This window comes from Avibacterium sp. 21-594, from assembly GCF_026226815.1.
GTDB lineage: Bacteria > Pseudomonadota > Gammaproteobacteria > Enterobacterales > Pasteurellaceae > Avibacterium > Avibacterium avium.
The window spans coordinates 2035442-2060629 of sequence record NZ_JAKKOC010000001.1 but is presented as its reverse complement, the minus strand read 5'-3'; the positions used below and the strand labels follow the sequence as shown (position 1 = coordinate 2060629).

22 protein-coding genes are annotated in these 25188 nt (G+C 40.2%); 15 read left to right on the top strand and 7 right to left on the bottom strand.

Annotation, left to right across the window (positions count from 1 at the left end):
• Positions 1-39 precede the first annotated feature (39 nt).
• The 6 genes from L5B76_RS09945 to purL all read left to right on the top strand — a co-directional run bounded on the left by L5B76_RS09945 (position 40) and on the right by purL (position 7015).
• The gene (locus L5B76_RS09945; RefSeq protein WP_265755288.1) at positions 40-408 is read left to right on the top strand and encodes a hypothetical protein; all 369 of its coding nucleotides are present in this window, start codon (positions 40-42) and stop codon (positions 406-408) included.
• 49 nt (positions 409-457) lie between these two features.
• Entirely contained in the window at positions 458-1111 is a 654-nt protein-coding gene (locus L5B76_RS09940) for an IS1595 family transposase (protein WP_265755286.1), read from the top strand.
• Between the two features lie 30 nt (positions 1112-1141).
• Complete coding sequence (locus L5B76_RS11645; RefSeq protein WP_442780795.1) at positions 1142-1348, top strand: hemagglutinin repeat-containing protein; 207 nt, start codon at positions 1142-1144, stop codon at positions 1346-1348.
• A gap of 315 nt (positions 1349-1663) precedes the next feature.
• Positions 1664-2662: a tRNA dihydrouridine synthase DusB gene (gene dusB, locus L5B76_RS09935; RefSeq protein ID WP_264244438.1), complete on the top strand. Its 999-nt coding sequence runs from the start codon at positions 1664-1666 to the stop codon at positions 2660-2662.
• A complete protein-coding gene (gene fis / locus L5B76_RS09930) occupies positions 2643-2942 on the top strand; it encodes a DNA-binding transcriptional regulator Fis (protein WP_103855173.1) in 300 nt (99 codons plus the stop codon). The genes dusB and fis overlap by 20 nt, the downstream gene beginning before the upstream one ends.
• A gap of 179 nt (positions 2943-3121) precedes the next feature.
• Positions 3122-7015 (top strand): phosphoribosylformylglycinamidine synthase, encoded by a 3894-nt coding sequence (gene purL, locus L5B76_RS09925; RefSeq protein WP_265755285.1) that lies wholly within the window; start codon positions 3122-3124, stop codon positions 7013-7015.
• 209 nt (positions 7016-7224) lie between these two features.
• Here purL and asd read toward each other — a convergent pair whose 3' ends face one another.
• The 6 genes from asd to L5B76_RS09895 form a co-directional block, all read right to left on the bottom strand.
• Positions 7225-8340, bottom strand: coding sequence for an aspartate-semialdehyde dehydrogenase (asd, locus tag L5B76_RS09920; protein WP_265755284.1), 1116 nt, complete (start codon positions 8338-8340; stop codon positions 7225-7227).
• Positions 8341-8664: 324 nt separating this feature from the next.
• Positions 8665-9579, bottom strand: a complete 915-nt coding sequence (ftsX, locus tag L5B76_RS09915; protein WP_103854426.1) for a permease-like cell division protein FtsX — start codon at positions 9577-9579, stop codon at positions 8665-8667.
• A gap of 279 nt (positions 9580-9858) precedes the next feature.
• Positions 9859-10509, bottom strand: coding sequence for a cell division ATP-binding protein FtsE (gene ftsE, locus L5B76_RS09910; protein WP_265755283.1), 651 nt, complete (start codon positions 10507-10509; stop codon positions 9859-9861).
• A gap of 183 nt (positions 10510-10692) precedes the next feature.
• The gene (locus L5B76_RS09905) at positions 10693-11682 is read right to left on the bottom strand and encodes an amidohydrolase family protein (protein WP_265755282.1); all 990 of its coding nucleotides are present in this window, start codon (positions 11680-11682) and stop codon (positions 10693-10695) included.
• Between the two features lie 300 nt (positions 11683-11982).
• Positions 11983-13728 carry a DUF3413 domain-containing protein gene (locus L5B76_RS09900; protein WP_265755281.1) on the bottom strand — a complete coding sequence of 582 codons (1746 nt, stop codon included), beginning with the start codon at positions 13726-13728 and terminating at the stop codon, positions 11983-11985.
• Between the two features lie 4 nt (positions 13729-13732).
• The gene (locus tag L5B76_RS09895; RefSeq protein WP_265755280.1) at positions 13733-13954 is read right to left on the bottom strand and encodes a YejL family protein; all 222 of its coding nucleotides are present in this window, start codon (positions 13952-13954) and stop codon (positions 13733-13735) included.
• Positions 13955-14072: 118 nt separating this feature from the next.
• Between L5B76_RS09895 and yejK the strand changes: the two genes are divergently transcribed.
• From yejK to L5B76_RS09860, 7 genes are all read left to right on the top strand, one after another.
• The gene (yejK, locus tag L5B76_RS09890) at positions 14073-15089 is read left to right on the top strand and encodes a nucleoid-associated protein YejK (protein ID WP_115248644.1); all 1017 of its coding nucleotides are present in this window, start codon (positions 14073-14075) and stop codon (positions 15087-15089) included.
• Positions 15090-15153: 64 nt separating this feature from the next.
• Positions 15154-15564, top strand: coding sequence for an outer membrane protein assembly factor BamE (gene bamE, locus L5B76_RS09885; RefSeq protein ID WP_115248643.1), 411 nt, complete (start codon positions 15154-15156; stop codon positions 15562-15564).
• 43 nt (positions 15565-15607) lie between these two features.
• On the top strand, positions 15608-16315 hold the full coding sequence (locus L5B76_RS09880; protein WP_265755279.1) for a response regulator: 708 nt from the start codon (positions 15608-15610) through the stop codon (positions 16313-16315).
• Positions 16316-16329: 14 nt separating this feature from the next.
• On the top strand, positions 16330-17730 hold the full coding sequence (cpxA, locus tag L5B76_RS09875) for an envelope stress sensor histidine kinase CpxA (protein WP_265755278.1): 1401 nt from the start codon (positions 16330-16332) through the stop codon (positions 17728-17730).
• Positions 17731-18026: 296 nt separating this feature from the next.
• Positions 18027-18518 (top strand): 50S ribosomal protein L10, encoded by a 492-nt coding sequence (gene rplJ, locus L5B76_RS09870; protein ID WP_103854415.1) that lies wholly within the window; start codon positions 18027-18029, stop codon positions 18516-18518.
• Between the two features lie 51 nt (positions 18519-18569).
• Positions 18570-18941: a 50S ribosomal protein L7/L12 gene (rplL, locus tag L5B76_RS09865; RefSeq protein WP_103854416.1), complete on the top strand. Its 372-nt coding sequence runs from the start codon at positions 18570-18572 to the stop codon at positions 18939-18941.
• Between the two features lie 259 nt (positions 18942-19200).
• Positions 19201-20028 carry a MurR/RpiR family transcriptional regulator gene (locus L5B76_RS09860; protein ID WP_265755276.1) on the top strand — a complete coding sequence of 276 codons (828 nt, stop codon included), beginning with the start codon at positions 19201-19203 and terminating at the stop codon, positions 20026-20028.
• Between the two features lie 59 nt (positions 20029-20087).
• Here the strand turns inward: L5B76_RS09860 and L5B76_RS09855 are convergent, their stop codons facing one another.
• Positions 20088-21992 carry a bifunctional 5-dehydro-2-deoxygluconokinase/5-dehydro-2-deoxyphosphogluconate aldolase gene (locus tag L5B76_RS09855; RefSeq protein WP_265755275.1) on the bottom strand — a complete coding sequence of 635 codons (1905 nt, stop codon included), beginning with the start codon at positions 21990-21992 and terminating at the stop codon, positions 20088-20090.
• A gap of 321 nt (positions 21993-22313) precedes the next feature.
• Between L5B76_RS09855 and iolD the strand changes: the two genes are divergently transcribed.
• Both iolD and iolE read left to right on the top strand, forming a co-directional pair.
• Entirely contained in the window at positions 22314-24248 is a 1935-nt protein-coding gene (gene iolD / locus L5B76_RS09850; RefSeq protein WP_265755274.1) for a 3D-(3,5/4)-trihydroxycyclohexane-1,2-dione acylhydrolase (decyclizing), read from the top strand.
• Between the two features lie 32 nt (positions 24249-24280).
• Complete coding sequence (gene iolE, locus L5B76_RS09845) at positions 24281-25177, top strand: myo-inosose-2 dehydratase (protein ID WP_265755273.1); 897 nt, start codon at positions 24281-24283, stop codon at positions 25175-25177.
• Positions 25178-25188: the final 11 nt, after the last annotated feature.

Sequence of the window (25188 nt, the reverse complement as noted above, 5' to 3'; positions counted from 1 at the left end):
TATCATTTTAAATAATCAAGAGGAGAAAAAATAATGAGAATGTCTATATTATTATTTTCTCTCTTGTTGTTATCAGGATGCTATTTGGCTAATGGTTCACCAGACTCACTTAATTATTGGGTTAAAGATGGGGAAAAAGCACCATATAAACACTTTAAATATTGTGATGATTTTTCAAGATCAAAAATGAGTAGTCGTTATTTTTATTTGGAAAATAAATTTTATAATTCAACTTCTGATAAAAGAGAAGATGATGAGTTTATGAAGCTTTATAGAAGAAAAGATGCTTTAGTTGATCAATGCTTATATGATGCTGGCTATCGGTTTAGACCACCTTTAAGATGGTGCTTAGCCCAAGATGGAGATAATACTAAAACTTGTATAGAAAATATGAAATATAGAAATTGATAATTTTCTTGGGGCTGTAGTAGATTAGCAACAATGCTATACTACAAAAATGAAGATAACATATTGTAAATTAAAGAAATCCATACAGAAAAAACTGCTTGAGTTTTTTGTTGCAGAAGTTACTGCAAGAACAGCAGCAAATTTGCTAGATATTCAACCGAATACAGCCGCTTTGTTCTACCATAAAATCAGGCTTGTGATTGGCTATCATTTATCCCTTGAAGTTAACGAGATTTTTGAGGGGGAAATTGAACTAGACGAAAGCTATTTTGGTGGTCATCGAAAGGGAAAACGAGGACGAGGAGCGGCTGGAAAAGTTGCTGTTTTTGGGTTACTAAAACGACAAGGAAAGGTATTTACTGTTGTGGTTGAAAACACCAAGGGTGAAACATTACTCCCTGTTATTAAAAGAAAAATCAAGCCTGATAGCTGGGTTTATACGGACACTTATCGCAGTGATGATGCGCTTGATGTGAGTGAATTTCACCACGAACGAATCAATCATTCCGAGCTATTTGCGGTGAAACAAAATCATATTAATGGCATTGAAAATTTTTGGAATCAGGCGAAGCGGATACTGCGAAAATATAATGGAATTAACCGAAAAAACTTTCCTTTATTCTTGAAGGAATGTGAATTTCGGTTTAACTTTGGGACACCAAAAGAGCAGTTAAAAATATTGCGAAAATGGTGTGAAATTTAGGGCTAATCTACTACAGCCCCATTTTCTTTTATAAACAATTATGCAAGCAGTTATATTGGCGATAAACATAGTCTCACTACCTTAACGGCAGGGGGCGATGCGGCGTTGATTGGTAGCCAACTGAAAGGGAAACGCGTAGAGCTTAACAGTGAAAATCTGACAATCGAAAGCTTACAAGAAAAAGCCAGCTACAAAGATAAACAAATGCAGGTATCAGGACAGGTTACTGTAGGTTAGACAATAGCGAAATACAGGCACTGCCAAATCAGCTACTTTTTGATGAGAAATTATTGGCGACCTATTTATCGGCATAAGCCAAGGTTTTATCAAAAAATCTGCAAATTTTGCCCCGCACTTGTCAAGAGCGCGGGGCATTTTTTTATCTGGAAAATGGATTATTTTGAATAAAAGTCAAAGAAAGCGAAAAAAATAGATTTTGTTCAAAAAATATGCTTTTCAAATGGGTGAAAAGTGCGTATTATAGCACGCCTTGCCCGTTGGGGCTGGCGATAGATTGTGTGTTAAAGGTAGTAACTTGTTAGGGGTAGCGCAGTGCGAATTGGTGATTATCAATTAAAAAACCGTATTTTGCTTGCGCCAATGGCAGGGATTACCGACCAACCTTTTAGACGCCTTTGTGCGAACTATGGGGCAGGATTGACCTTTTCAGAAATGATGGCAAGCAATCCGCGCGTATGGCATACAGAAAAATCGAAACAACGTCTTGCTTATCATCAAGATGTAGGCATTAACGCTGTGCAAATTGCTGGATCTGATCCGCAGGAAATGGCACAAGCTGCGCAAGTGAATGTGGGCTATGGGGCAGAAATTATTGACATCAATATGGGCTGCCCTGCAAAGAAGGTAAATCGTAAATTGGCAGGTTCTGCCCTTTTGCAATATCCCGATTTAGTGCAACAAATTCTTGAAGCAGTGGTACGTGCTGTGGACGTGCCTGTAACACTAAAAATTAGAACAGGCTGGGATCGACAAAATCGAAACTGCGTGGAAATCGCGAAAATTGCCGAACAAGCAGGTGTACAAGCGCTTACCATTCACGGGCGAACTCGTGAATGTTTATTTGAGGGCGAAGCCGAGTACGACAACATTAAAGCGGTGAAACAACGGGTTTCTATTCCAGTGATTGCCAATGGCGATATTACATCGGCACAAAAAGCCCAAGCGGTGCTTGATTACACCGGTGCTGATGCAATAATGATTGGGCGTGGTGCGCTAGGCCAGCCGTGGATTTTTCAATCTGTGGCAGGGCTAGTGGAAAACGGCTCAACAACTTTAACACCAAGTTTAAAAGAAAAGTGCGGTGTTATTTTGCGACATATTCAAGAACTTCATCAATTTTATGGCGAAGAAAAAGGGTATCGCATTGCACGCAAGCACGTTGCTTGGTATTTACAGGGAATTCAACCTAATTCCAGTTTTAGACAGACTTTTAATGCCATTACCAATGCGAAAGCGCAAATAACGGCATTGGAAGAATTTTTTAATTTGATTTTATTGGATAAAGACAACAATGTTAGAACAACAACGTAATCCAGCTGAAGCTCTGACTGTTTCAGTATTAAATTCACAATCTCAAGTAACAAACAAACCACTTCGTGATTCTGTGAAACAAGCGATCAGAAATTATTTAGCTCAATTAGATGGTCAAGATGTGGACGATCTTTATGAATTAGTTTTATCGGAAGTTGAACACCCTATGCTCGATATGATTATGCAATACACTCGCGGTAATCAAACTCGTGCAGCAACAATGCTTGGCATTAACCGTGGCACATTACGCAAAAAATTAAAAAAATACGGTATGGGCTGATCTTCCAGCTATCTTCTGAATAAATGAATAAAATGACACCGCGCTTTTTAAGTGCGGTGTTTTTTTGTGGAAATTTTCCCTATTCTTGTTACCCAATCTTTTACGCAAACGTTTTCGTTTTGTGCGAAATTCTTTTATAATAGGCGAGTTTTTTATTCATCTAACTAATGGTAAAGTCTATGTTGCAGATTTTTCGTGGCTCTCCAGCCCTTTCGCCTTTCCGTTTAAATCAACTCGCTCAACGCTTTCAGCAAGCCCAGCTTCCAGTGAAATCTTGTTATGCAGAATATGTGCATTTTGCAGAACTCAGCGAAGCGCTGAATGCGCTTGAAGAGCAAGAATTAACCCAGTTATTGCATTATGGCCCAACCTTGGCGCAACACGAACCGCAAGGGGAATGTTTTATCGTGATCCCACGCGTTGGTACTATTTCTTCTTGGTCATCAAAAGCTACTGATATTGCACACAACTGCGGTTTAAATAAAGTGGTGCGTTTAGAGCGTGGGGTGGCGTTTTATTTTGAGTTAGAACGTGCGTTAAATGAGCAAGAACAGGCTCAACTCATTAGCCATATTTATGACCGAATGATGGAAACGGTGATCCGCACACCACAAGAAGCGGAAGTGCTATTCCAACAACAGCCGCCAAAAGCATTTACCCGAGTGGATATTTTAGCTGGTGGACGTAGCGCGTTGGAGCAAGCAAATGTGGAACTTGGCTTGGCATTGGCAGAAGATGAAATTGATTATTTAGTGGAAAATTTCACCGCACTTGGACGCAATCCAACGGATGTGGAACTTTATATGTTCGCACAAGCCAATTCAGAGCATTGTCGCCACAAAATTTTTAATGCAGATTGGATCATTGACGGCGAAAAACAAGAAAAATCCCTGTTCAAAATGATCAAAAATACCTTTGAGAAAACCCCTGATTATGTGCTTTCTGCTTATAAAGATAACGCGGCGGTAATGGAAGGCTCGAAAGTTGGACGTTTTTTCCCTGATCAAGATGGACAATATCGCTATCATCAAGAAGACGCTCACATTTTAATGAAAGTGGAAACGCACAACCACCCAACCGCCATTTCACCTTTCCCGGGGGCTGCCACAGGTTCAGGCGGGGAAATCCGTGATGAAGGGGCAACAGGGCGGGGAGCAAAACCGAAAGCGGGTTTGGTGGGCTTTTCGGTGTCGAACCTTATCATTCCTGACTTTGAACAACCTTGGGAAGCTCCGCTATCAAAACCTAATCGCATTGCCTCCGCACTCGACATTATGCTTGAAGCCCCATTAGGTGGTGCGGCATTTAACAATGAATTTGGTCGTCCTGCTTTGCTGGGTTATTTCCGTACTTATGAAGAAAAAGTAAACAGCTTTAACGGCGAAGAAGTGCGCGGCTATCACAAGCCAATTATGCTCGCAGGCGGTATCGGGAATATCCGTGCAGAACACGTGCAAAAAGGTGAAATCCCTGTGGGCGCGAAATTGATCGTGCTTGGTGGCCCTGCAATGAATATCGGCTTAGGCGGCGGCGCGGCTTCTTCAATGGCATCAGGAAAATCGAAAGAAGATTTGGATTTTGCTTCTGTACAGCGTGATAACCCTGAAATGGAACGCCGTTGCCAAGAAGTGATCGACCGCTGTTGGCAAATGGGCGAGGATAACCCAATTCTGTTTATCCACGATGTGGGCGCAGGTGGTTTATCTAACGCAATGCCAGAGTTAGTTCATGATGGTGGGCGTGGCGGACGCTTTGAATTGCGTGATATTTTATGTGATGAAAAAGGAATGTCGCCGTTAGAAATTTGGTGTAACGAATCGCAAGAACGCTATGTGCTGGCTGTTGCACCAGATAAATTGGCCTTATTTGAACAACTCTGTCAGCGTGAACGCGCACCATTTGCCGTGATTGGTGAAGCCACAGAACAAGAACATCTCACCTTGCACGATGATCATTTCCATAATGATCCGATTGATTTACCAATGAATGTATTGCTTGGTAAAACACCAAAAATGACGCGCGATGTTGCCTCTAAACACGTGCATAATCCACCACTTGATCAATCAACAATTGAATTAAAAGAAGCGCTACACCGTGTATTACGCTTACCTGTGGTAGCAGAGAAAACTTTCCTAATTACTATTGGGGATCGCTCCGTAACGGGTATGGTGGTACGCGATCAAATGGTTGGCCCGTGGCAAGTGCCAGTGGCTGACTGTGCAGTAACCACCACCGCCTTAGATAGTTACCACGGTGAAGCGATGGCAATGGGCGAACGCGCGCCTGTGGCATTGTTAGATTTCGCTGCTTCTGCACGTTTAGCCGTGGCAGAAAGCCTAACCAATATTGCCGCAACAGATATTGGTGATATTAAACGCATTAAACTTTCTGCTAACTGGATGTCTGCCGCAGGGCATACGGGTGAAGATGCTGGGTTTTATGAAGCTGTGAAAGCTGTGGGGGAAGAACTTTGCCCGCAATTAGGCTTGACCATTCCAGTGGGGAAAGATTCAATGTCAATGAAAACCACTTGGCAGGAAAATGGCGAACAAAAATCCGTTACCGCACCGCTTTCCTTAGTTATCAGTGCCTTTGCGCGCGTGGAAGATGTGCGCAAAACCGTTACGCCACAATTACGCACAGATAAAGGCAGCAGCCGTTTATTATTAATTGATTTAGGTGAGGGCAAAAATCGCTTAGGTGCAACGGCATTGGCGCAGGTTTATAAACAATTAGGTGATAAACCTGCAGATGTGGTGAATGTGGAAAGCCTGAAAGGCTTCTTCAATGCAATGCAACAACTTGTGAATGAACAAAAATTGCTGGCTTACCACGACCGTTCAGACGGCGGCTTGATCATCACCCTTGCTGAAATGGCCTTTGCAGGGCATTGTGGTGTTTCTGTGGATATTAGTGCGTTGGGCGATAATGATCTAGCCGTGCTGTTTAATGAAGAATTAGGTGCAGTGATCCAAGTGAAAGAAAGCGATCTCAACGCAGTTCGCCACATTTTTGAACAAAATGGCGTGCTACCGCTGTTGAAAGAACTCGGCACAGTAAGCCAAGACGACCAATTTGAAATCACCCGTGGCACAAAAGTGTTATTAAAAGAAACTCGTTCTGAATTGCGTGGCATTTGGGCGGAATTGACCCACAAAATGCAGGCATTGCGTGATAATCCAGAATGTGCCGATCAAGAATTTACTGCGAAGAAAAATCCAAATGACAAAGGCTTCTCCGTGTCTTTAACTTATGATGTGAATGAAGACATTGCCGCCCCTTATATTGCTAAAGGTGTGCGTCCACGCATTGCCATTTTGCGTGAGCAAGGGGTGAACAGCCATTATGAAATGGCAGCCGCCTTTGACCGCGCAGGTTTTGATGCTATTGACGTGCATATGAGCGATTTACAACAGCAACGTCATCACTTAAAAGACTTCCAAGCCCTTGTTGCTTGTGGCGGTTTCTCTTATGGTGATGTGTTAGGTGCTGGTGGCGGCTGGGCAAAATCTATCCTATTTAACACCGCACTTCGTGATCAATTTGCCACCTTCTTTGAGCGTGAAAACACCCTTGCTTTAGGGGTATGTAATGGCTGCCAAATGTTGGCGAATTTGGCTGAAATTATCCCGGGAACAGAAGCCTGGCCACGTTTTGTGCGTAACCAATCAGAGCGTTTTGAAGCGCGTGCTGCAATGGTTCGTATTAATGATACAGCGTCTTTATGGTTTAACGGAATGGCAGGTTCTCATATGCCAATCGCGGTTTCGCATGGAGAAGGATGTGTTGAGTTCAAAAACGATCAACAACTTACAATGTTGCGTGAGCAAAATTTGATTATCGCGCAATATATTGATAATGATCTCAAGCCAACCACTCAATACCCAGCCAACCCAAATGGCTCAGTGGACGGCATTACCGCACTCACTAACCGCAATGGACGGGTTGCCATTATGATGCCACACCCAGAGCGTGTTTACCGTGCAGTTTCTAACTCGTGGTATCCAGAAGACTGGACAGAAGACGGCGCGTGGATGCGATTATTCAGAAATGCGAGAGTGGCATTAGGATAACCATAAAAAAACACCGCACTTAGGAAATAAAGTGCGGTGTTTTTTCATTGTATTAAATGTTATTTGTTATTCAATGGTGAGTAGTAGATGCCTTCACTGGAATAAAAAAGAGGATATTCTAGCGATAAAAATTTACAAAATCACAAAAAAAGCACCGCACTTTATTTTCAGCCGTGCGGTGCTTCTCTATGAGTTTTGTTAGTTAAAAATTAAGCCACTAACTGTTTTAAAATACGGCGAACAGGTTCTGCGGCGCCCCATAATAATTGGTCACCAACAGTGAAAGCAGCAAGATATTCAGGCCCCATTGCCAATTTGCGTAAACGTCCTACTGGTACGCTTAATGTACCTGTTACTTTAGCAGGCGTTAATTCACGCAAGGTGGTTTCTTTGTCGTTTGGAATCACTTTCACCCATTCGTTGTGAGAAGCCAAAATTTGCTCGATTTCGTCTAATGGTAAATCTTTTTTCAGCTTAATGGTAAAGGCTTGGCTGTGGCAGCGTAATGCGCCGATACGCACGCATAAACCGTCCACTGGAATTGGATTGTCGCTTAAACCTAAAATTTTGTTGGTTTCTGCATAGCCTTTCCATTCTTCTTTAGTTTGTCCTGTTTCTGGCAATAATTTGTCGATCCAAGGAATTAAGCTGCCTGCAAGCGGTGCGCCGAAGTTATCAATCGGGAATGACGAATCACGCATTTTGGCTGTTACTTTGCGTTCAATGTCTAAAATTGATGAAGCGGGATCGGCTAATTCTGCTTTAACAGAATCTTCTAACTCACCCATTTGCACCAATAATTCACGCATATTTTTCGCACCCGCACCAGACGCGGCTTGGTAAGTGGCAACGGATACCCATTCCACTAAATCACGCTCAAATAAACCGCCTAGCGCCATTAACATTAAACTTACTGTACAGTTTCCGCCAACAAAGGTTTTCACGCCATTTTTTAGCCCTTCGCTGATCACGTTTTGGTTTACTGGATCAAGCACGATGATTGCATCTTTGTCCATACGCAATGCAGAAGCAGCGTCAATCCAATAGCCGTTCCAGCCTGTTGCTTTTAATTTTGGATACACTTCGTTGGTGTAATCACCACCTTGACAGGTAACGATAATGTCTAATTTTTGTAATTCCGCGATGTCAAACGCATCTTTTAACACACCGGCCTCTTTACCCGCGAAAACAGGGGCTTTTTGACCGGCTTGTGAAGTAGTAAAAAAAATAGGGTTGATATTCGCGAAATCATTTTCTTGCTGCATACGATCCATTAGTACGGAACCCACCATGCCACGCCAACCGATAAAACCAACGTTTTGCATAAAATTTTCCTTATAAGTAATGTTGTGTTGAAAATAAAATCTGAGTGAATTATGCACAGAAAAAGGGGTAAAAGAAATAACCATTCAGCTTTAATTCACGGGAAATTAATTACGTTAAACCGTGCAAAAAAACGTACAAGATAGCGTAAACAAAAGCAAGCGTTTTTCTAAAAAAAGTTGCGAATAATTGATCTTTCAACAAAGAATTTTTAATTTCACTGACCGTTCATTGAAAAAATCGGAAAGAAACTAGAAAGGAAAAGAAAAATCCCCTTTGTCATAGAGCAAAGGGGATTAAAAGAAAGCGCAAAGCAAGTGTAAAGATTAGCTGTATTTTTTCGCCGATAACCAAGCTGCGGTGTAGCCCACCAGCGCGCACATTGCGAGCAAAAAGAGCAACTCACCAATCATTATGCCGTGTAGCTCAAAGTTTACGGCGAAAATGTCTGTTACATATTTCACCGCACTGGTGAAATAACCAATCACAATGGCACTGAAAATACAGGCGAATAATCCGCCCAGCACGGCATAAATTATGCCTGTATAAAGGAAAGGGCGTAGGATAAATTGATCCGTTGCACCAAGCAATTTCATTACTTCAATATTGGCTTTATTACTGTACACATCAGAACGAATACTATTGCCAATCACAAGGAAAACAGAAATGGTCATCAAAATGGTGCAAACCACTGCGATATGGGCGATAAGCCACGAAAGTGCGGTGAGTTTTTCCATTAAATTATTGTCTAAACGCACTTCTTGCACGCCTTTAATTTTGGCAAGATTTTCCCGCAATTCATTGCGTTTTTGACTTTCGTTATAGTCTTTGGCTGGTTTAATAATCACCACGGCAGGCAGTGGATTATCATCTAAAATATCCAAGCCCTCAGTGAAGCCAGACCAATTTTTGAACTCATTAAGGCTTTCTTGGCGAGAAACATAATTCAGGCTTTCCACTCCTGCTTGTTGGCGAATTTTTTCCACCACTAAATTGGCATCGGCTTCCGTAAGATTTTTATGCAAATAAACCGTCAGTTCACTTTCAGGATAAAACTGCGTGGTGGCCTGATGAATATTTTTCCACAATAAATAGCTCACCGTTGGCACAGTCAGTGAAACGGCAATAACAAGAATAGTTAATAAGGTCGCATATTTTTTCTTAATTAGATCTGCCAGCACGGCTCTTAGCACATAATGGGTTTGTACCCACCAAGAAGCATTGATTGGACGAGAACTCATTGGGCTTTCCTTGGGGTTTGTTAATAATTCATTGTACATTTGAGCTGATGGCTATTTTTTGTGAGAACAAGGCAAACGCGCGGACGTTTAGTTAGGCTAAACGAATCACATTCAACATTGCTATCACGAAAAATAGCCTCAGCCCTTCGGGTTAGGTTTAAAATTAGCGCACTCTTTGTTACCGTTCTCACTAAGAGAACCACTCTTAGTTTTAAACGGCGCTGCGATTGCGCTAATTTTAAACGATAACTCAAATGCACAATGAATTATCAACAAACCCTAACGTAAATGGCCTTGTTCTAAAATTAAACAAGGTTTTGGTTTTTGTTGAACAATATTAATATCGTGCGTGGCAATTAACACGGTCATTCCAAGACGATTAAACTCTTCAAATAAATTAAAAATATCCAGCGAAAGGGCGTTATCTAAATTGCCTGTTGGCTCATCAGCGAGCAATAATTGTGGTTTATGCACAATGGCACGGGCAATATCGACACGTTGTTGTTCACCGCCAGATAAATGGATTGGTAAGTGATTAGCACGATCACGCAAGCCAACGCGATCTAACGCCGCTAAGGCTCGGCTTTGCGCTTCTTTTGGGTGAATCCCTGCAATGATAAGCGGCAACGCCACATTATCCACAATACAACGATCGGCAAGTAGGCGATAATCTTGATGCACCATACCAATTTGACGGCGTAAGAAGGGCAATTCGTGTTTAGACAGGCGTGTAATATCGTGCCCGTTAAACCAAATTTGCCCGCCATTGGCACGTTCCATACCCATAATAAGTTTCAATAGGGTACTTTTCCCCGCGCCAGAATGCCCGAGTACATAAGTCATACTTCCTGCAGGAAGATGAAAGTTTAATCCCTGCAAGGCTGGCTTGCCACCTAAATAAGCCTTGCTGACGTTTTCAAAGCGTATCATCGTTGTTATCTCTTTTCTTTTTATGTTAAGCGAATGATTATAACGGATATTCTTATTTTTTGAGCAGAAAATTTGGTGTGATGCTAGAATTTTATCAATTTTAGTGTGCGGATAAGGCATAAAGTGCGGTAGAAAATCGGTAAATTTTCACCGCACTTTTTTATTTCGTGTGGAATTGGACTATTAAACGTCCAAGCCCAGCACTTTTCGTCCGTTGATACTGGCGATGTTTACCATTGCGTCTAAATCTGGGAAGCGGCAGCCTGCAGCGAGTAGGCTGAGTTCTTGCCACATATCCCCTTCACATAGTGGCACCATATAATCGCAGATGTTGTCTGTGCCAATGGCAACGGTAATGTTTTCTGGGATCATTTCATCAACGGGGGTGAGGGCATTATGAAACGGCATTAAATCTTCTTTACGGTTACTGTCGATCCACGCCATTGGGCAGGCGATCATCATCATTTGCGCTTGGCGCATTTTTTCGTACAGTTTGTAACGATATTCACGGGAATGCGCGCCGATGGAAATGCCGTGAATAGCCACTACGCGTCCTTCCATTCCGTGTTCAATGGTTTTATCGCACAGTTGTTCTGTTTCTTTTTCTTTTGGTGTGTTGAATTGATCAACGTGAACGTGGCACATAATGCCGAGGGATTTGGCTTTATCGAGCAAAATATCCATTGCGTCTAAACCGCGTCCGTAGTCCAATTCATCACGATAAGGAAGACCGCCGATCATATCCACCATTTCTGAGCCAATATCGAACCATTTTTTCGCGGTGGGCTCAATTACGCCTTTCAGGGTTTGATTGGCGAATTTAAGGGTGATGTCGTGTTTATACACATCGCGGGCTTTGTGGGCGGCGATGATGGCGCGATCTTCACAAATGGGATCAATATCCACAAAAGTGCCAAAGGCGGTTACCCCTTGTGAGATCATTAATTCAATAGCTTGGCAAAATCGCGCGTAATAGTCATCTACAGTGGAAGTGCGTTTGACTTCGTCCACTAAATCCCATTTTTGTTGCAAGTTGCTCGTATGATAAATGCCGATTTTTTCCGGCGTCATCGTAAACGCACGGTCAGCGTGAGCGTGTGAGTTTACCCAACCGCCTTTCTTGATAATTTCATCTCTGATATAGGTTTTAAAGCTACGAACGTGATTACGCATAATTTTCTCCGTAATAATGAAAGCGAGGCGGACAATAGGCTAGATATGAAAAAATCCCAATAAAGTGGGATCTTGTTATTAAGAGAAAATAGCTTTGCACTCAAGCGGTGAGCGTCTTGATTGGTGTGTTGTGTAATGTTATGAAAAATTCGCAGATTTTTACTTAATAACATTCTATCTTGTCCAGATTAATTTGAATAATAAAACAGGCGAAATGCCTTTGCTGGGGCGATAGTATAAGCGGTTCAATAGTAAAAATATAATTGGTTTTAACTATTGGTTGCCTGAATTCTATTCGTTTTATTTTTCAAAAAAGGCACTATCTTGATTAAACACTTCTAAGAACAAGCCCAGCGGTGGCGTGCGTGAGGAGGCTTTTTCATAAGTGCGGTCATATTTTTGGTAATTTCCGCGCCGATCAAGATGGTATTGCGTGCCGTTGGTGGTGATGATTACATTCCAGCGATAATTGCCAGCTTGCACCCAAGTGCGGCGTAATTCAGGGTTAAATAAATCCACGCCCTGCGCGTAATCGGAAGCTGGATTTTGCACGCCAAATAAATGTTTCATTAAGGCAGGCAAAATGTCTGTGTGGCTGGTGAGTTTTTCCACTTGACCTTGCGCTAGCCCTTGCCACGCAATAATCAGCGGAACCTGAATTTGTTCTGGCGCAAAATAGTTGCTTTGTTGTTTTTCACTTAATGGCTTGAAGTGATAGCCCTCTTCGGCGGTGATCAAAATTAACGTGTTTTGACGATCCACTTGGCTTAATACGCTATCTAGCAAGCCGTCCAATTCATTTAGTTGAAGGGCATAGCCTGTTTCATTCAAGTCTTTTGGAATGGCCAAACTTAAATAGCTGAAATAAGGCTTTTCGCTATGGCGTTTCGCATACCAATTTTGCCACTGTTGCACGCTGGCTTGATTGCTGCGCACTTTGTGATCTAATTTTTGCTGACTAAATACATTCTGGCTTAACAAGCTGGCGTGAAATCCATCGCTGGCAAATAATCCCAGCTGATAAGCGGATTTCTCTTGTTTGAGCGCGTTAATGAGTACTGATGGCGTTTTGTTGCTTAATAGGCTATCGGTGTAGTTCGCCGTTAATCCGTAGAACAAGCCAGTTAAGGCGGTATTGTTGTTATTGCCCGTGCTGTAATGATTGAGATACTGCGTAGCTTGCTCGGCAAAAGCGCTGAGTTTTGGCATTTTGTCTGCACTGACGGCATCATAACGCAGTCCAGATACGGTAATGATCAGAAGATTGCTTGGATTAACTGGGGCAAAGCGCAATGGCGATTTAGGATAATCGATCTTTAAGGCTTCAGGTCGCCCCTCTTGTTCTAAGGTTTGACTATATTGATTTTTATCTAAGAAACCGTGCTTTTCTAAGAAAGAGCGTGCAGTCATCGGGTAAGAAAGCGGAAAATTAGATTTTTGCATCGTGATCGGACGATAGATAAACGCATCTGCCCAAGCATAAATTAAGTGGGTGGCAATAAAGGTGCAAACAAAGAATACGCCCACGCCCTTGAGCCATTTTTGTCGTTCAAGGCTACGCAATTTTTCCCACGACCAACGAGAAAATAGCATTTGAATCAGCAGAATAATCGGCATTGGCACAAAGAACAGTTGCCAGTTGCGGGAAAGCTCACCATTGTCTGGATTTACCAATAAATTCCACACGAGTGAAGAAAGGTGAAAATTAAAGCGCGCAAAAACTTCTGTATCCACTAATAATAGGGTTGCCCCAATGGTGGTGAGAATCACACTCAGCCCACGGAAAGTGCGGTTGTTTTTTACGATAAAACTGAGCGGAAAAATAATCAGTAAATACAGGGCAAAAACAATAAAACTAAAATGCCCGAGTAGGCTGATGAAAAAATAGAGCTTGCCAAACAGCGTGTCTGGCCAATCGATCAAAAAGGCGTAACGTGCGCCAATGACAATCGCCCAAAGGATATTAAAAAAAGCAAACCAATGCCCCCAAGCGATTTTTCGCGAGGTGTTTTCACGATATTGTTTGCTTGTTTTAATTCCAAACATTTGATTATGGTTTCTCTTTTAAGGAATTCATTAACGCATCAGAAAAGGCCTGAGCAAGGGCGATACGTTGCTGTTGCCCCATATTATTTTTGAGGACATTGGTAACCATATTGCCCAACACCACTAAAGATAAATCCACCGGCGTTTGATGTTTTTCAAACACGGCAATGAGTTCATTTAATAAGGTATCGACTTGTTTATCTTGAAATTTTGATTGTTTCGCCATAATGAATATTGTTGTTAAATTTGAAGGCTGAGAATAATTTTGCGTATGCTAGCATATTTTCGCCTAAAGTGCGGTTATAATATCGCACAAATTTGTTTTTATAAATATGGATTAAAAAATGAGTATTACGGTTAAGCAAATTGTGTTACACCAATTGGTCAAACACCAGCAAGAAGAGGCCATTCAGCTTGATGTGCAGCTGCGCAATGAGCTGTTGCCCATTAGCCCTGAAGTGGAACAAATGATGTTGCATTTACACCAAGGTTATCAAAATAAAGCCAAAGCCTATGGTGTGTTTGAGGAGGCTTCAGAGTTTGCGCAAAATCTTAACCGTTTTCTTGAAAATGAATTAGATTTCCTGCCGTTTAGCCACCAATCAGCGCAAAAACTCGCCCAAGAGTTAGGTAAATATAGCTTCGCTGATAGCGGAACATTCGTGCTGTGCCAATATAATTTTTTAGCCACCGATTATTTATTTATTGCCTTGCTTGATAGCCGAGCCAGTATGTTGGTGGACGAAAATTTAGAAATTCATCGTACGCAATATTTGGATCTCACCCAATTTGACATTGCCGCACGCATTAACCTGACGGATTTGCAAGTGGACGCCAATTCCAACCGTTATCTTACTTTTATTAAAGGAAAAGTGGGGCGTAAAATTGCCGACTTTTTTATGGATTTTCTACAAGCCGAAGAGGGCTTAAATCCGCAAGTGCAAAACCAATGCTTATTGCAAGCGGTGAGCGATTATTGCGAACAAGGCGAATTAAATAATGAGCAATCGCAAGCGGTGAAAAAGCAAGTGTTTGAATATTGCAAAGGGCAAATGAGTGCTGGGGAAGAAATTGAATTGCGGGAACTTTCCGATAGCTTGCCCACGCTAAACGAGCAGTCTTTTGCAGATTTTACCCAAACGCAAGATTATGGCTTGGAAGAGCATATTCCGCCGGTGCGTTCAGCGTTGAAAGGCTTAACCAAGTTTTCTGGTTCTGGCAAAGGGGTAACCATCAGTTTTGATGCGGAGCTAATTAACCAACGTGTGATTTGGGACGAAATGGGCGATACGCTCACGATTAAAGGTTTACCACCAAATTTGCGCGATCAATTACAACGTTGGTTAAAAGACAAGAATTAATTTGGCAATTTGCTTAAGTTTAGGTATCATCACCCCGATTTTAGAGAATATAAAGGTAACCAATATGCAGTTAAAAACTCTTATTACAGCAGCAATGTTAGCGCTAAGTGTAACGGCTTGTTCAACCGTAAGCAAAGTGGTGTATCGTATTGATGTTCCGCAGGGTAACTATCTTGAAGCTGCCACGGTGGATCAAGTAAAAGTGGGAATGAATAAGCAACAAGTGCAATATTTATTAGGCACGCCTGTACTCGTTGATCCGTTTAGTAACGATACTTGGTACTATGTATTCTTAATTCAAAAAGCGTATCAAACCCCAGATCAACATACCTTTGTGGTGAATTTTGATAATCGCGGCATCGTTACCCATACAGATTTAGATAAACCATTGCCAGATTCAGGTAAAAAAGAAGTCAATAATGCCATTATTAATGCTGAACCTGTAGAAAAACGCTGGTGGCAGTTCTGGAAATAATTATCTGATCTGGTTTAACCATTTTCTTTTGTAAGGATTGGGTATGGCGAAACTATTATTAGTTGATGATGACGTTGAATTGCTTGAACTATTGGCTGAACTTCTTCGCATCGAAGGCTTTGAAGTAGAAACCGCTGTCAATGGTAAGGCGTGTTTAGAGAAACTCGATGCGAGTTATCAATTAGTTTTATTAGACGTAATGATGCCCGTGCTAAACGGCATTGAAACGTTAAAGAAAATTCGTCAAAACTATACCACACCAGTGATGATGTTGACAGCGCGCGGTGATGAGATTGATCGCGTTTTAGGGCTAGAATTAGGTGCAGATGATTATTTACCTAAGCCCTTTAACGATCGAGAATTAGTCGCGCGTATTAAAGCCATTTTGCGCCGTACAGAATCTCATTATCCGCTCAATGAAGAAAATGGGAAAAAAGAGCAGAGTCCATTCCTTGAGTTTGAGGGCTTGGTGTTATATCCAAAACGTCAGCAAGCTATGTATCAAGATAAGGATTTAGAACTCACAGGCACAGAGTTTGCTTTGTTACAAAGTTTGATGTCTAATCCGGGACAGATTTTATCGCGTGATCATTTAAGTTTGACCGTATTAGGCAAATCTTTGACGCCTTTTGATCGTTCCATTGATATGCATATGTCAAACTTACGCCGCAAACTCCCTGAACGACAAGATGATCTCCCTTGGTTCAAAACATTGCGTGGAAAAGGCTATTTCTTTGTGGGTAAAAAATAGTCGGGTTTTCAGCAATGGAATTGAGCAAGCCAACCTTTCTTAACACGTTATCCATTCGGATTTTTGCCTTATTCTGGTTGGCTTTTGTTTTGCTTTTCGCCTTAATTTTTGTCCTGCCTTATTTTGATTCACGGATTTATTCAAATTTAGATAACAGCGAAATTTCCAGTTATAACGCTGAGATCAGCGCAGCGATTCGCACGAATCAGCTTAGGCATATTTTATCGGGACTGCCCGTAACTGCCTTTGATGATCTTGATGGAATGCACCCTGTTCTCGCAGACCAAGAAGGCAATATTTTTGGCGCAAGGAAAAAAACAGAAATTTCAGCGGTGCAACAATTTATGTATCACACCACAGTGGTATCTAAGCCGCTGAAAAAAAATTTCTATGATTTACAAGTGGTTGGCCCTTTTACCGTTCATTTAGAATTAGATAAAAAAGACACGCAATACAAACTTTATTTCCTGAGTAGGGTAAATCCACAAAAAGAAATAATTTCCTATATTTTTGACCGCCCTTACATCATTATTTTATTTGTAATGATTATTTCCACACCCCTATTATGGTGGTTATCAAGCAGTATTGGGCGTCCACTGCGCCATTTACAAGAAGCCGCTAATGCAGTGGCGTTAGGGAACTTTAAAGTGGATCGCAGCTTAGAAACGCAGGGCAGTTTGGAGTTACGCCAAGTAGGGCAGAGTTTTAATCGAATGACCATTGCCCTTGAAGATCTGTTATCAAATCAACAAACATTGTTGTCTTCCATTTCTCACGAGCTTCGTACCCCGCTTACACGATTACAATTAGCCTTAGCGTTGTTAAGACGGCGAATTAACAATAATGCAGAAATTGAACGCATTGAAAAAGAAGCCATACGGCTAGATGAAATGATTAACGATTTATTGTTACTCTCGCGCCAACAACTTAATAGCCATATTTTACGTGAAATTTTTCCGATCACAGAAATCTGGCAGGATATTATTAAAGATAGCCAGTTTGAAGCAGAACAGCGCCAATTAGCATTTAAGGTTCATCAATTAATTGTTCACCCATCTAAACATTATATCAATGGAAACAAAGCATTACTTTGCAGTGCGGTGGAAAATATTCTCAGAAATGCGCTGAAATACACTAAATCAAAAATTGAAACTACTATTTTTATCGAAGCTGAAATGTTAGTGATTGCTATTGATGACGATGGCGATGGTATTCCCGATGAAGAATACACGAATATCTTCAAACCGTTCTACCGCATTGATGAAGCAAGAACGCGAGAAACAGGTGGCACGGGTTTAGGCCTTGCGATTGTGGCCAATGTCGTGAATGAACATCAAGGCTATGTGATAGCTACGCGTAGTGAGCTAGGTGGCTTACGGGTCAAGCTTTCCTTACCACTGTGGATTTTTCAATAAATTGCACTAATTTTTGCTTTACTTCGATTAAATATTGCCTATAATATGCAACCTATTTTGTGCATTGCACAAATTATGATGGTGCTTACCAATCAAGCCCCGTCCAAGACCGTAGGCGAAATGATGCGAATCATTTCTTAATTTTAACGCCTGCGTAGATGGTGGACAGACAGAATTTTCTGCTTCTGGACACCTTAGCCTCAAAAAAGAAATTGCCTTGCAGTAAAAGTGCGGTGGATTTTTTGAGATTTTTTAGAAGTTCCGCTTAGGCGGAGTGTATCAGGAGCTAACAGCCAATGGCATTAAATCTTCAAGACAAACAAGCAATTGTTGCTGAAGTAAATGAAGCAGCCAAAGGTGCCCTATCAGCAGTTATCGCGGATTCTCGTGGTGTAACCGTTGATAAAATGACTGAATTACGTAAAGCAGCTCGTGAAGCTGGTGTTTCAATGCGTGTTGTGCGTAACACTTTATTACGCCGTGCAGTTGAAGGCACTGATTACGAATGCTTAAAAGATGCGTTTGTAGGTCCAACACTTATCGCATTCTCTACTGAACACCCAGGTGCAGCAGCACGTTTGTTCAAAGATTTTGCAAAAGCAAATGATAAGTTTGAAATTAAAGGTGCAGCCTTTGAAGGTAAGATCCAAGATGTTGAATTCTTAGCAACATTACCGACTTACGAAGAAGCAATTGCACGTTTAATGGGTACAATGAAAGAAGCTGCGGCAGGCAAACTTGTTCGCACTCTTGCAGCATTACGCGACAAATTACAAGAAGCAGCTTAATCCAAGCGTTTCTTACCAGGTTTAACTTATTTACTTTAGGAATTGATTGTTATGTCATTAACTAACGAACAAATTATTGAAGCGATCGCTTCTAAATCAGTAACTGAAATCGTAGAATTAATCTCTGCGATGGAAGAAAAATTCGGTGTTTCAGCAGCAGCGGCTGCAGTAGCAGTAGCAGCTGGCGGTGACGCTGGTGCAGCAGAAGAAAAAACTGAATTCGATGTAGTTCTTGCAGCAGCAGGCGCTAACAAAGTAGCAGTTATCAAAGCAGTACGTGGTGCAACTGGCTTAGGCTTAAAAGAAGCTAAAGACTTAGTTGAATCTGCTCCAGCAACCTTAAAAGAAGGTGTAGCAAAAGCTGAAGCTGAAGCACTTAAGAAAGAATTAGAAGAAGCTGGCGCACAAGTAGAAATCAAATAATTTTGATTTTTCCGCGACCAATTCTGGTTCTAAAAACCCCGATAGCGATATCGGGGTTTTTTGTATATGGGAAATGAGTTTTTAAAATAGATGACAATTTTAAAATTGCATTATATACAATGAAATTAAGTATTTGTTATAGAATATTTAAAGAAGATAGGTCATAGTTCTAATCTTTATTTTTATTGAATCAAAACGGCTTTTCAATTTTAGGTAATCTGATCTAGAATAGGTTACTTTCCTTTCGAGTTGCATAATTATGAATAAGTCTATTAAAGTTGAGAAACTAGAGAATCAAATTAGAGAGCGCTATGATAGTCTCAGTAAACGTCTAAAGCAGGTTGCTAGATATATTTTAGATAATCCGAATAGTATTGTCTTTGATACTGTTGCGATTATTGCTGAGCATTCGGAGGTTCCGCCATCAACATTAATTCGCTTTGCTAATGTTTTTGGTTTTAATGGCTTTAATGAGATGAAACAGGTTTTTAAAGAAAGTTTGATGGAATCCACAGTTGATTATCGTGAAAGAGCTGAGTTATTTCATAAGATTGATGATGCTTCTCTCGAGAAAAATTGTCCAGAAAATATTTTGTCAATTTTTTCTCAGGCTAATGCCGTTGCATTGACGCAGTCTTTAAAATCTATTGATAGCCAGAAATTGAATGAAACTGTGGATTTGCTTGATAAGGCAAATAATATTTTTATTATTGGATTAAAGCGATCTTATAGTGTTGCTTGTTACTTAAATTATGCGTTGCATCATCTAAATTATCGTTCTTTTATTATTGATGGTTTAGGGGGAATGTTTGAGGAGCAGCTAAATGCTATTCAACCAGGTGATGTTGTTGTTGCGATAAGTTTTTCTCCTTACGCGAAAGAAACATTGAATATTCTTAATTCTGTTGCTCAAGATGGCGTTAAACAAATTGCTATTACTGATAGTCAATTAAGTCCATTAGTTAGCTTTAGTGATGTATCTTTTATTATTAAAGAAGCGCACATTAATGGTTTCAGATCTCAATGCTGTACGATGAATTTGGTCCAGAGTTTAGCCATTTCTTTAGCATTTAAGCAGAAAACATAATAGAAAATGGCTAATAATTTAGCATTATTAGCCATTAGTGCAGTTAGATTAAGAAAATTTTATCCTCTATATTTTTTCCATAGATGTATCAAGTTACGATATTTTTCACTAACTTCATTTATTAGTTGCTGATCGTTGATCTCATTAGCAAGCCATTTTGCGGAAGGTTCTCCAAAGATAGTTCGACCAACAGCAAACCCTTTAATCATTGGGGAATTTGCAGCCTCGCTAAATGTGTTATCAAACACGCTTTCAGGTGCATCTAATCCCAGTATCAAAATTCCGCGACAATGAGGATCTTCGCTTTCGATAATTGATGTTAGTTGTTCCCAGGTTGACGCGCTTAGACCTGGTAGTTTCCACCAATCTGGTTTTATGCCTAATTGATATAAATGTCTGATTACATCAAGATAATAGCTTTCTTTTTGTTCCATTGAACTAGGTAGAATTATTTCTAGTAGTAATTCATGCCCAGTTCTACAGCAAGCTTGATATACTTCAGATAGAGTTTTATCTTGGCTAGCTTTCATTTTTTCATCATCATTAGGATGATAAAATGCTAGGCATTTTACAATATGCTCTTTTGGCCAAGAAATAAGTTGGCTTCCTAAATCTCCATATTCTAGACATAATGGGCGAGAGGCTGGTTTTTCGATTGGACGACCGATCCACCATTTTTTACCAGTAATTTCATTTAATGCATCTTGACCATAAGTAGTATCAGCTAGGATACCAGCATTGCCATTAGTGATTCCTTCTTCTTTAGCAGTTTGCTCTGCAGCTTGTAATAATAATTTTTTTAATTTTGGAATTTGTTCTAAATTTGCACCGCACTTTTTAGCCATCTCTTCAAGCTGCAATCGATGATCAAAAGCAAAAATACAAATATTATTCCATTCTTGTTTTCGTGTAGTTACACGATGTAAATGGTTTAAGGTTTCATCAAGATCAGGGCGAGGAACATTTTCTGCTCGTGATAGGTAATCATCCAACTCCGCTTTAGTTGGCATTGCAGGTGCGCAGCCGTGGCGAGACACTACTAAGGCACCACAAGCATTAGCATAACGACAAGCTTGCTCCCACCCCTCTTCGTTAACATAACCTCTTAATAACCCAGACATAAACGCATCTCCTGCGCCAAGGACATTTAGAACTGCTACACGCACGCCATAGACATTTAATCCACCATCAATATTATCTGGAATTTCTCCCTCAAAAACAGAACAACCTAATGCTCCTCTTTTGCAAACCAAGGTTGCTTGACTATATTGTCGTACATTTTTTAATGCGGTAAGTGTATCGGTTGAACCACCTGCAATATGAAATTCTTCCTCAGTTCCAACTAGCACATCAAAATGGTGTATCACTTCTTGCAATGAGCGTGTTACTGCTTCAGAGTCAATATAGCGGGTTTCACCGTCCCCTAATGAAGTCAGCCCCCATAGAACTGGTCGATAATCAATATCTAATAGACGTTTTGTTCCATTTCGACCAGCATATTCTAGGGCAGTTAAAACCGCGTGACGAGTTTTAGGGTGAGAAAGATGTGTCCCGGTGATCGCTAATGCTTTAGCTGAAGCAATGTATTTTTCATCAAAATCATCTGCAGTAATTGCCATATCTGCACAATTATCACGATAAAAAATGAGAGGGAATGTTTCACTATCTTTTATGCCCAAGATAACAAGTGCAGTGAGACGCTCTTTATCTGTAATTAAATGACTGGTGTCCACTCCAACACTTTGTAGCTCCTCACGTAGAAAACGTCCCATATGTTCATCACCAACTCTAGCAAGCATTGATGATTTTAGTCCTTGAATTGCTGTGCCATAGGCCACGTTACCTGATGAGCCACCTAAATATTTAGCAAAACTGCTTGCATCTTCTAGTCGTGAACCTATTTGTTGCGCATAGAGATCTACTGCAACTCGTCCCAAACAAATCACATCCAATGTTTTAGACATCTTATGCCTCCTGAAATCAGTAATGTTAAGTCTAAATGAAAAAAGAGATTTGATAATTTTATTTTAGAACAAAAATTTCATTTTTGAATTGCTAATATACTTTTTTGAGATCTAGATCTCAAAATTTCATCTTTTTTATGTATGTGTAAGTCTTTTTTCTAGTAAAGTGCGGTTGGTTTTTGCTAATTTTTTTAAAAAATGTTGATCTAGCTCTCAAAAATGAAATTTATATTTCATATTTTGTTTTGTTGAAAAAGTTTTTGAGTAGAATAAATAAAAATATTTTCTTAGCGGTTTTTTAGTTTGCAAAGGAGAGTAAGAATGAAGGTACAGCGTTTAACCGTGGCTCAGGCTTTAGTAAAGTTTCTTGATAATCAATATGTTGAAGTAGATGGAAATGTAACTAAATTTGTCAAGGGAGTGTTCGGTATATTTGGACACGGAAATGTGCTTGGATTAGGACAGGCTTTGGAGCAAGACAGTGGTGAACTGGTCGTACATCAAGGGCGTAATGAACAGGGCATGGCGCATATTGCTACGGGTTTTGCTAAACAAATGTTGAGAAAGCAAATTTATGCTTGCACTTCTTCCGTTGGTCCAGGTGCAGCTAATATGCTCACTGCAGCTGCGACTGCCACAGCAAATCGTATTCCATTATTATTGTTGCCTGGCGATGTATTTGCAACGAGACAACCAGACCCTGTATTACAGCAAATAGAGCAACCTTATGATTTAAGTATTAGCACAAATGATGCTTTTAGAGCGGTAAGTAAATATTGGGATAGAATTAGTCGGCCAGAGCAATTAATGAGCGCTTGTATTAATGCGATGAGAGTGTTAACCGATCCAGCTGAAACTGGCGCTGTGACCTTGGCATTACCGCAAGATGTACAAGCTGAAGCCTATGATTATCCAGAAAGCTTTTTTGTTAAACGAATTCATCGGATCGAAAGAACGCCAGCCACAGAAGATATGTTGCAACAAGCTGTAATGTTGATTAAATCTAAGAAAAAACCTCTCATTATTTGTGGCGGAGGGGTTCGCTATTCAGAAGCTGCACAGGAATTAAAGGCATTTGCTGAAACTTATAATATTCCGTTTGCTGAAACTCAAGCAGGGAAAAGTGCAATTATTTCAGACCATCCTTTAAATGTTGGAGGTGTTGGTGAAACAGGGTGTCTAGCGGCTAATTTATTAGCGAAAGAGGCAGATTTAATTATCGGCATTGGGACAAGATATACTGATTTTACAACTTCCTCTAAATGGATTTTCCAAAATCAAGATGTCAGCTTTTTGAATATTAATGTCTCACGGTTTGATGCATATAAGTTAGATGGCGTACAAATTACAGCGGATGCGAAAAAAGCATTGCAACAATTACAGCCACTTTTATCAGGTTATCAAAATAGTTGGAGAGATAAAATTGCATTAAGCAAACAGAAAATGATGCAAGAATTACAACGAGTCACGCAGGTTACTTATACAGAAAATTTTGCTCCTGAAGTTGATGATGCTTTACCAAATAGACAAAGCATTTTTAATGAATTTATTAATATAACAGGATCTTGTTTAACTCAAAGTCGAGTGCTAGGGATCTTGAATCAACAATTCGGTGAAAATGATGTTATCGTTGCAGCTGCCGGAAGCTTGCCAGGAGATTTACAACGAATTTGGCAATCAAAAGGTGAAAACAGCTACCATTTAGAATATGGCTATTCTTGTATGGGATATGAGATTGCTGCATCTCTTGGAGTCAAGCTTGCGGAACCTGAGAAAGAGGTTTATACCTTATTAGGAGACGGTTCTTATTTAATGCTACATACTGAATTGGTTACCGCGATTCAAGAGAATAGAAAAATTAATGTTGTGTTATTTGATAATATGACCAATGGCTGTATTAATAATCTACAAGTAGGTAATGGAATGGATAGTTTTTGTACGGAATTCCGTTTCCGAAATCCTAAGAGTCAAAAATTAGATGGTGGTTTTATTCCGATTGATTTTGCTATGAATGCTGCATCTTTTGGTTGTAAAACGTACACGGTTCGTAGTGAGGAGGAACTCGTAGTAGCTTTAGCTGATGCTAAAAAACAGACTATCTCAACACTTATTGATATTAAAGTATTGCCAAAAACAATGGTTCATGGTTATGGAAGTTGGTGGCATGTCGGAGTTGCTGAAGTCTCAACGAAAGAGCGAGTTAAGCAAGCTTATGAAAAAGCTCAACTAAATATTAAACAGGCAAGACGTTATTAATTTAAACTTACACTTCCTAAAAGGGGAAACAAATGAAAGCAGAAAATATAAAACTTGGAATTGCACCTATTGGTTGGACAAATGATGATCTACCTGAATTAGGTAAAGAGAATACATTTGAACAATGTATCAGTGAGATGGCTCTGGCAGGTTATCAAGGTTGCGAAGTGGGAAATAAATATCCTCGTGATATTGAGGTGTTGAAACATAAGTTAGATGCGAGAGGAATTCAGATTTGCAATGCTTGGTTTAGTACTTTTTTCGTTGATGGAAAAAAAGAAGAAACTATTCAAGAGTTTATTAAACATCGTGATTTCTTATATGCCATGGGAGCGAAAGTCATAGGATGTTCTGAGCAAAGTCGTAGTATCCAAGGTTTAGAAAAATCTATTTTTAAGGAAAAAACGATATTTAGTGATTCTGAATGGAAATTGTTGGCTGAAGGTTATAATGAGTTAGCTCGTTTAGCTGCTGAGAAGGGCATGAAAGTATGTTTGCATCATCATATGGGAACAGGTATTCAGACACCTGAAGAAATTGATAAATATATGAATATAACAAATGATGATGTATATCTTTTATTCGATTCGGGGCATCTTTATTATTCGGAAGGTTCTCAACAGGCAATGCTTGATGTACTAAGCAAATATATTGATCGTATTGTGCATGTTCATTTAAAAGATGTTCGTGATGACATTGTTGAAGATGTGAGAAAGAATGATCTGAGTTTCTTAGAGGGCGTAAAAAAAGGCACGTTTACTGTTCCTGGGGATGGCGTGATAGATTTCAGACCTATTTTTGAAATTTTAGATAAACATAATTATAAAGGCTGGATGGTTGTAGAAGCAGAGCAAGATCCTTCGGTTGCTAATCCCTTTGAATATGCCGTGAAAGGTCGTCAATATATCAAACAAGTTGCTGGTATTTAATAATGAGGAGA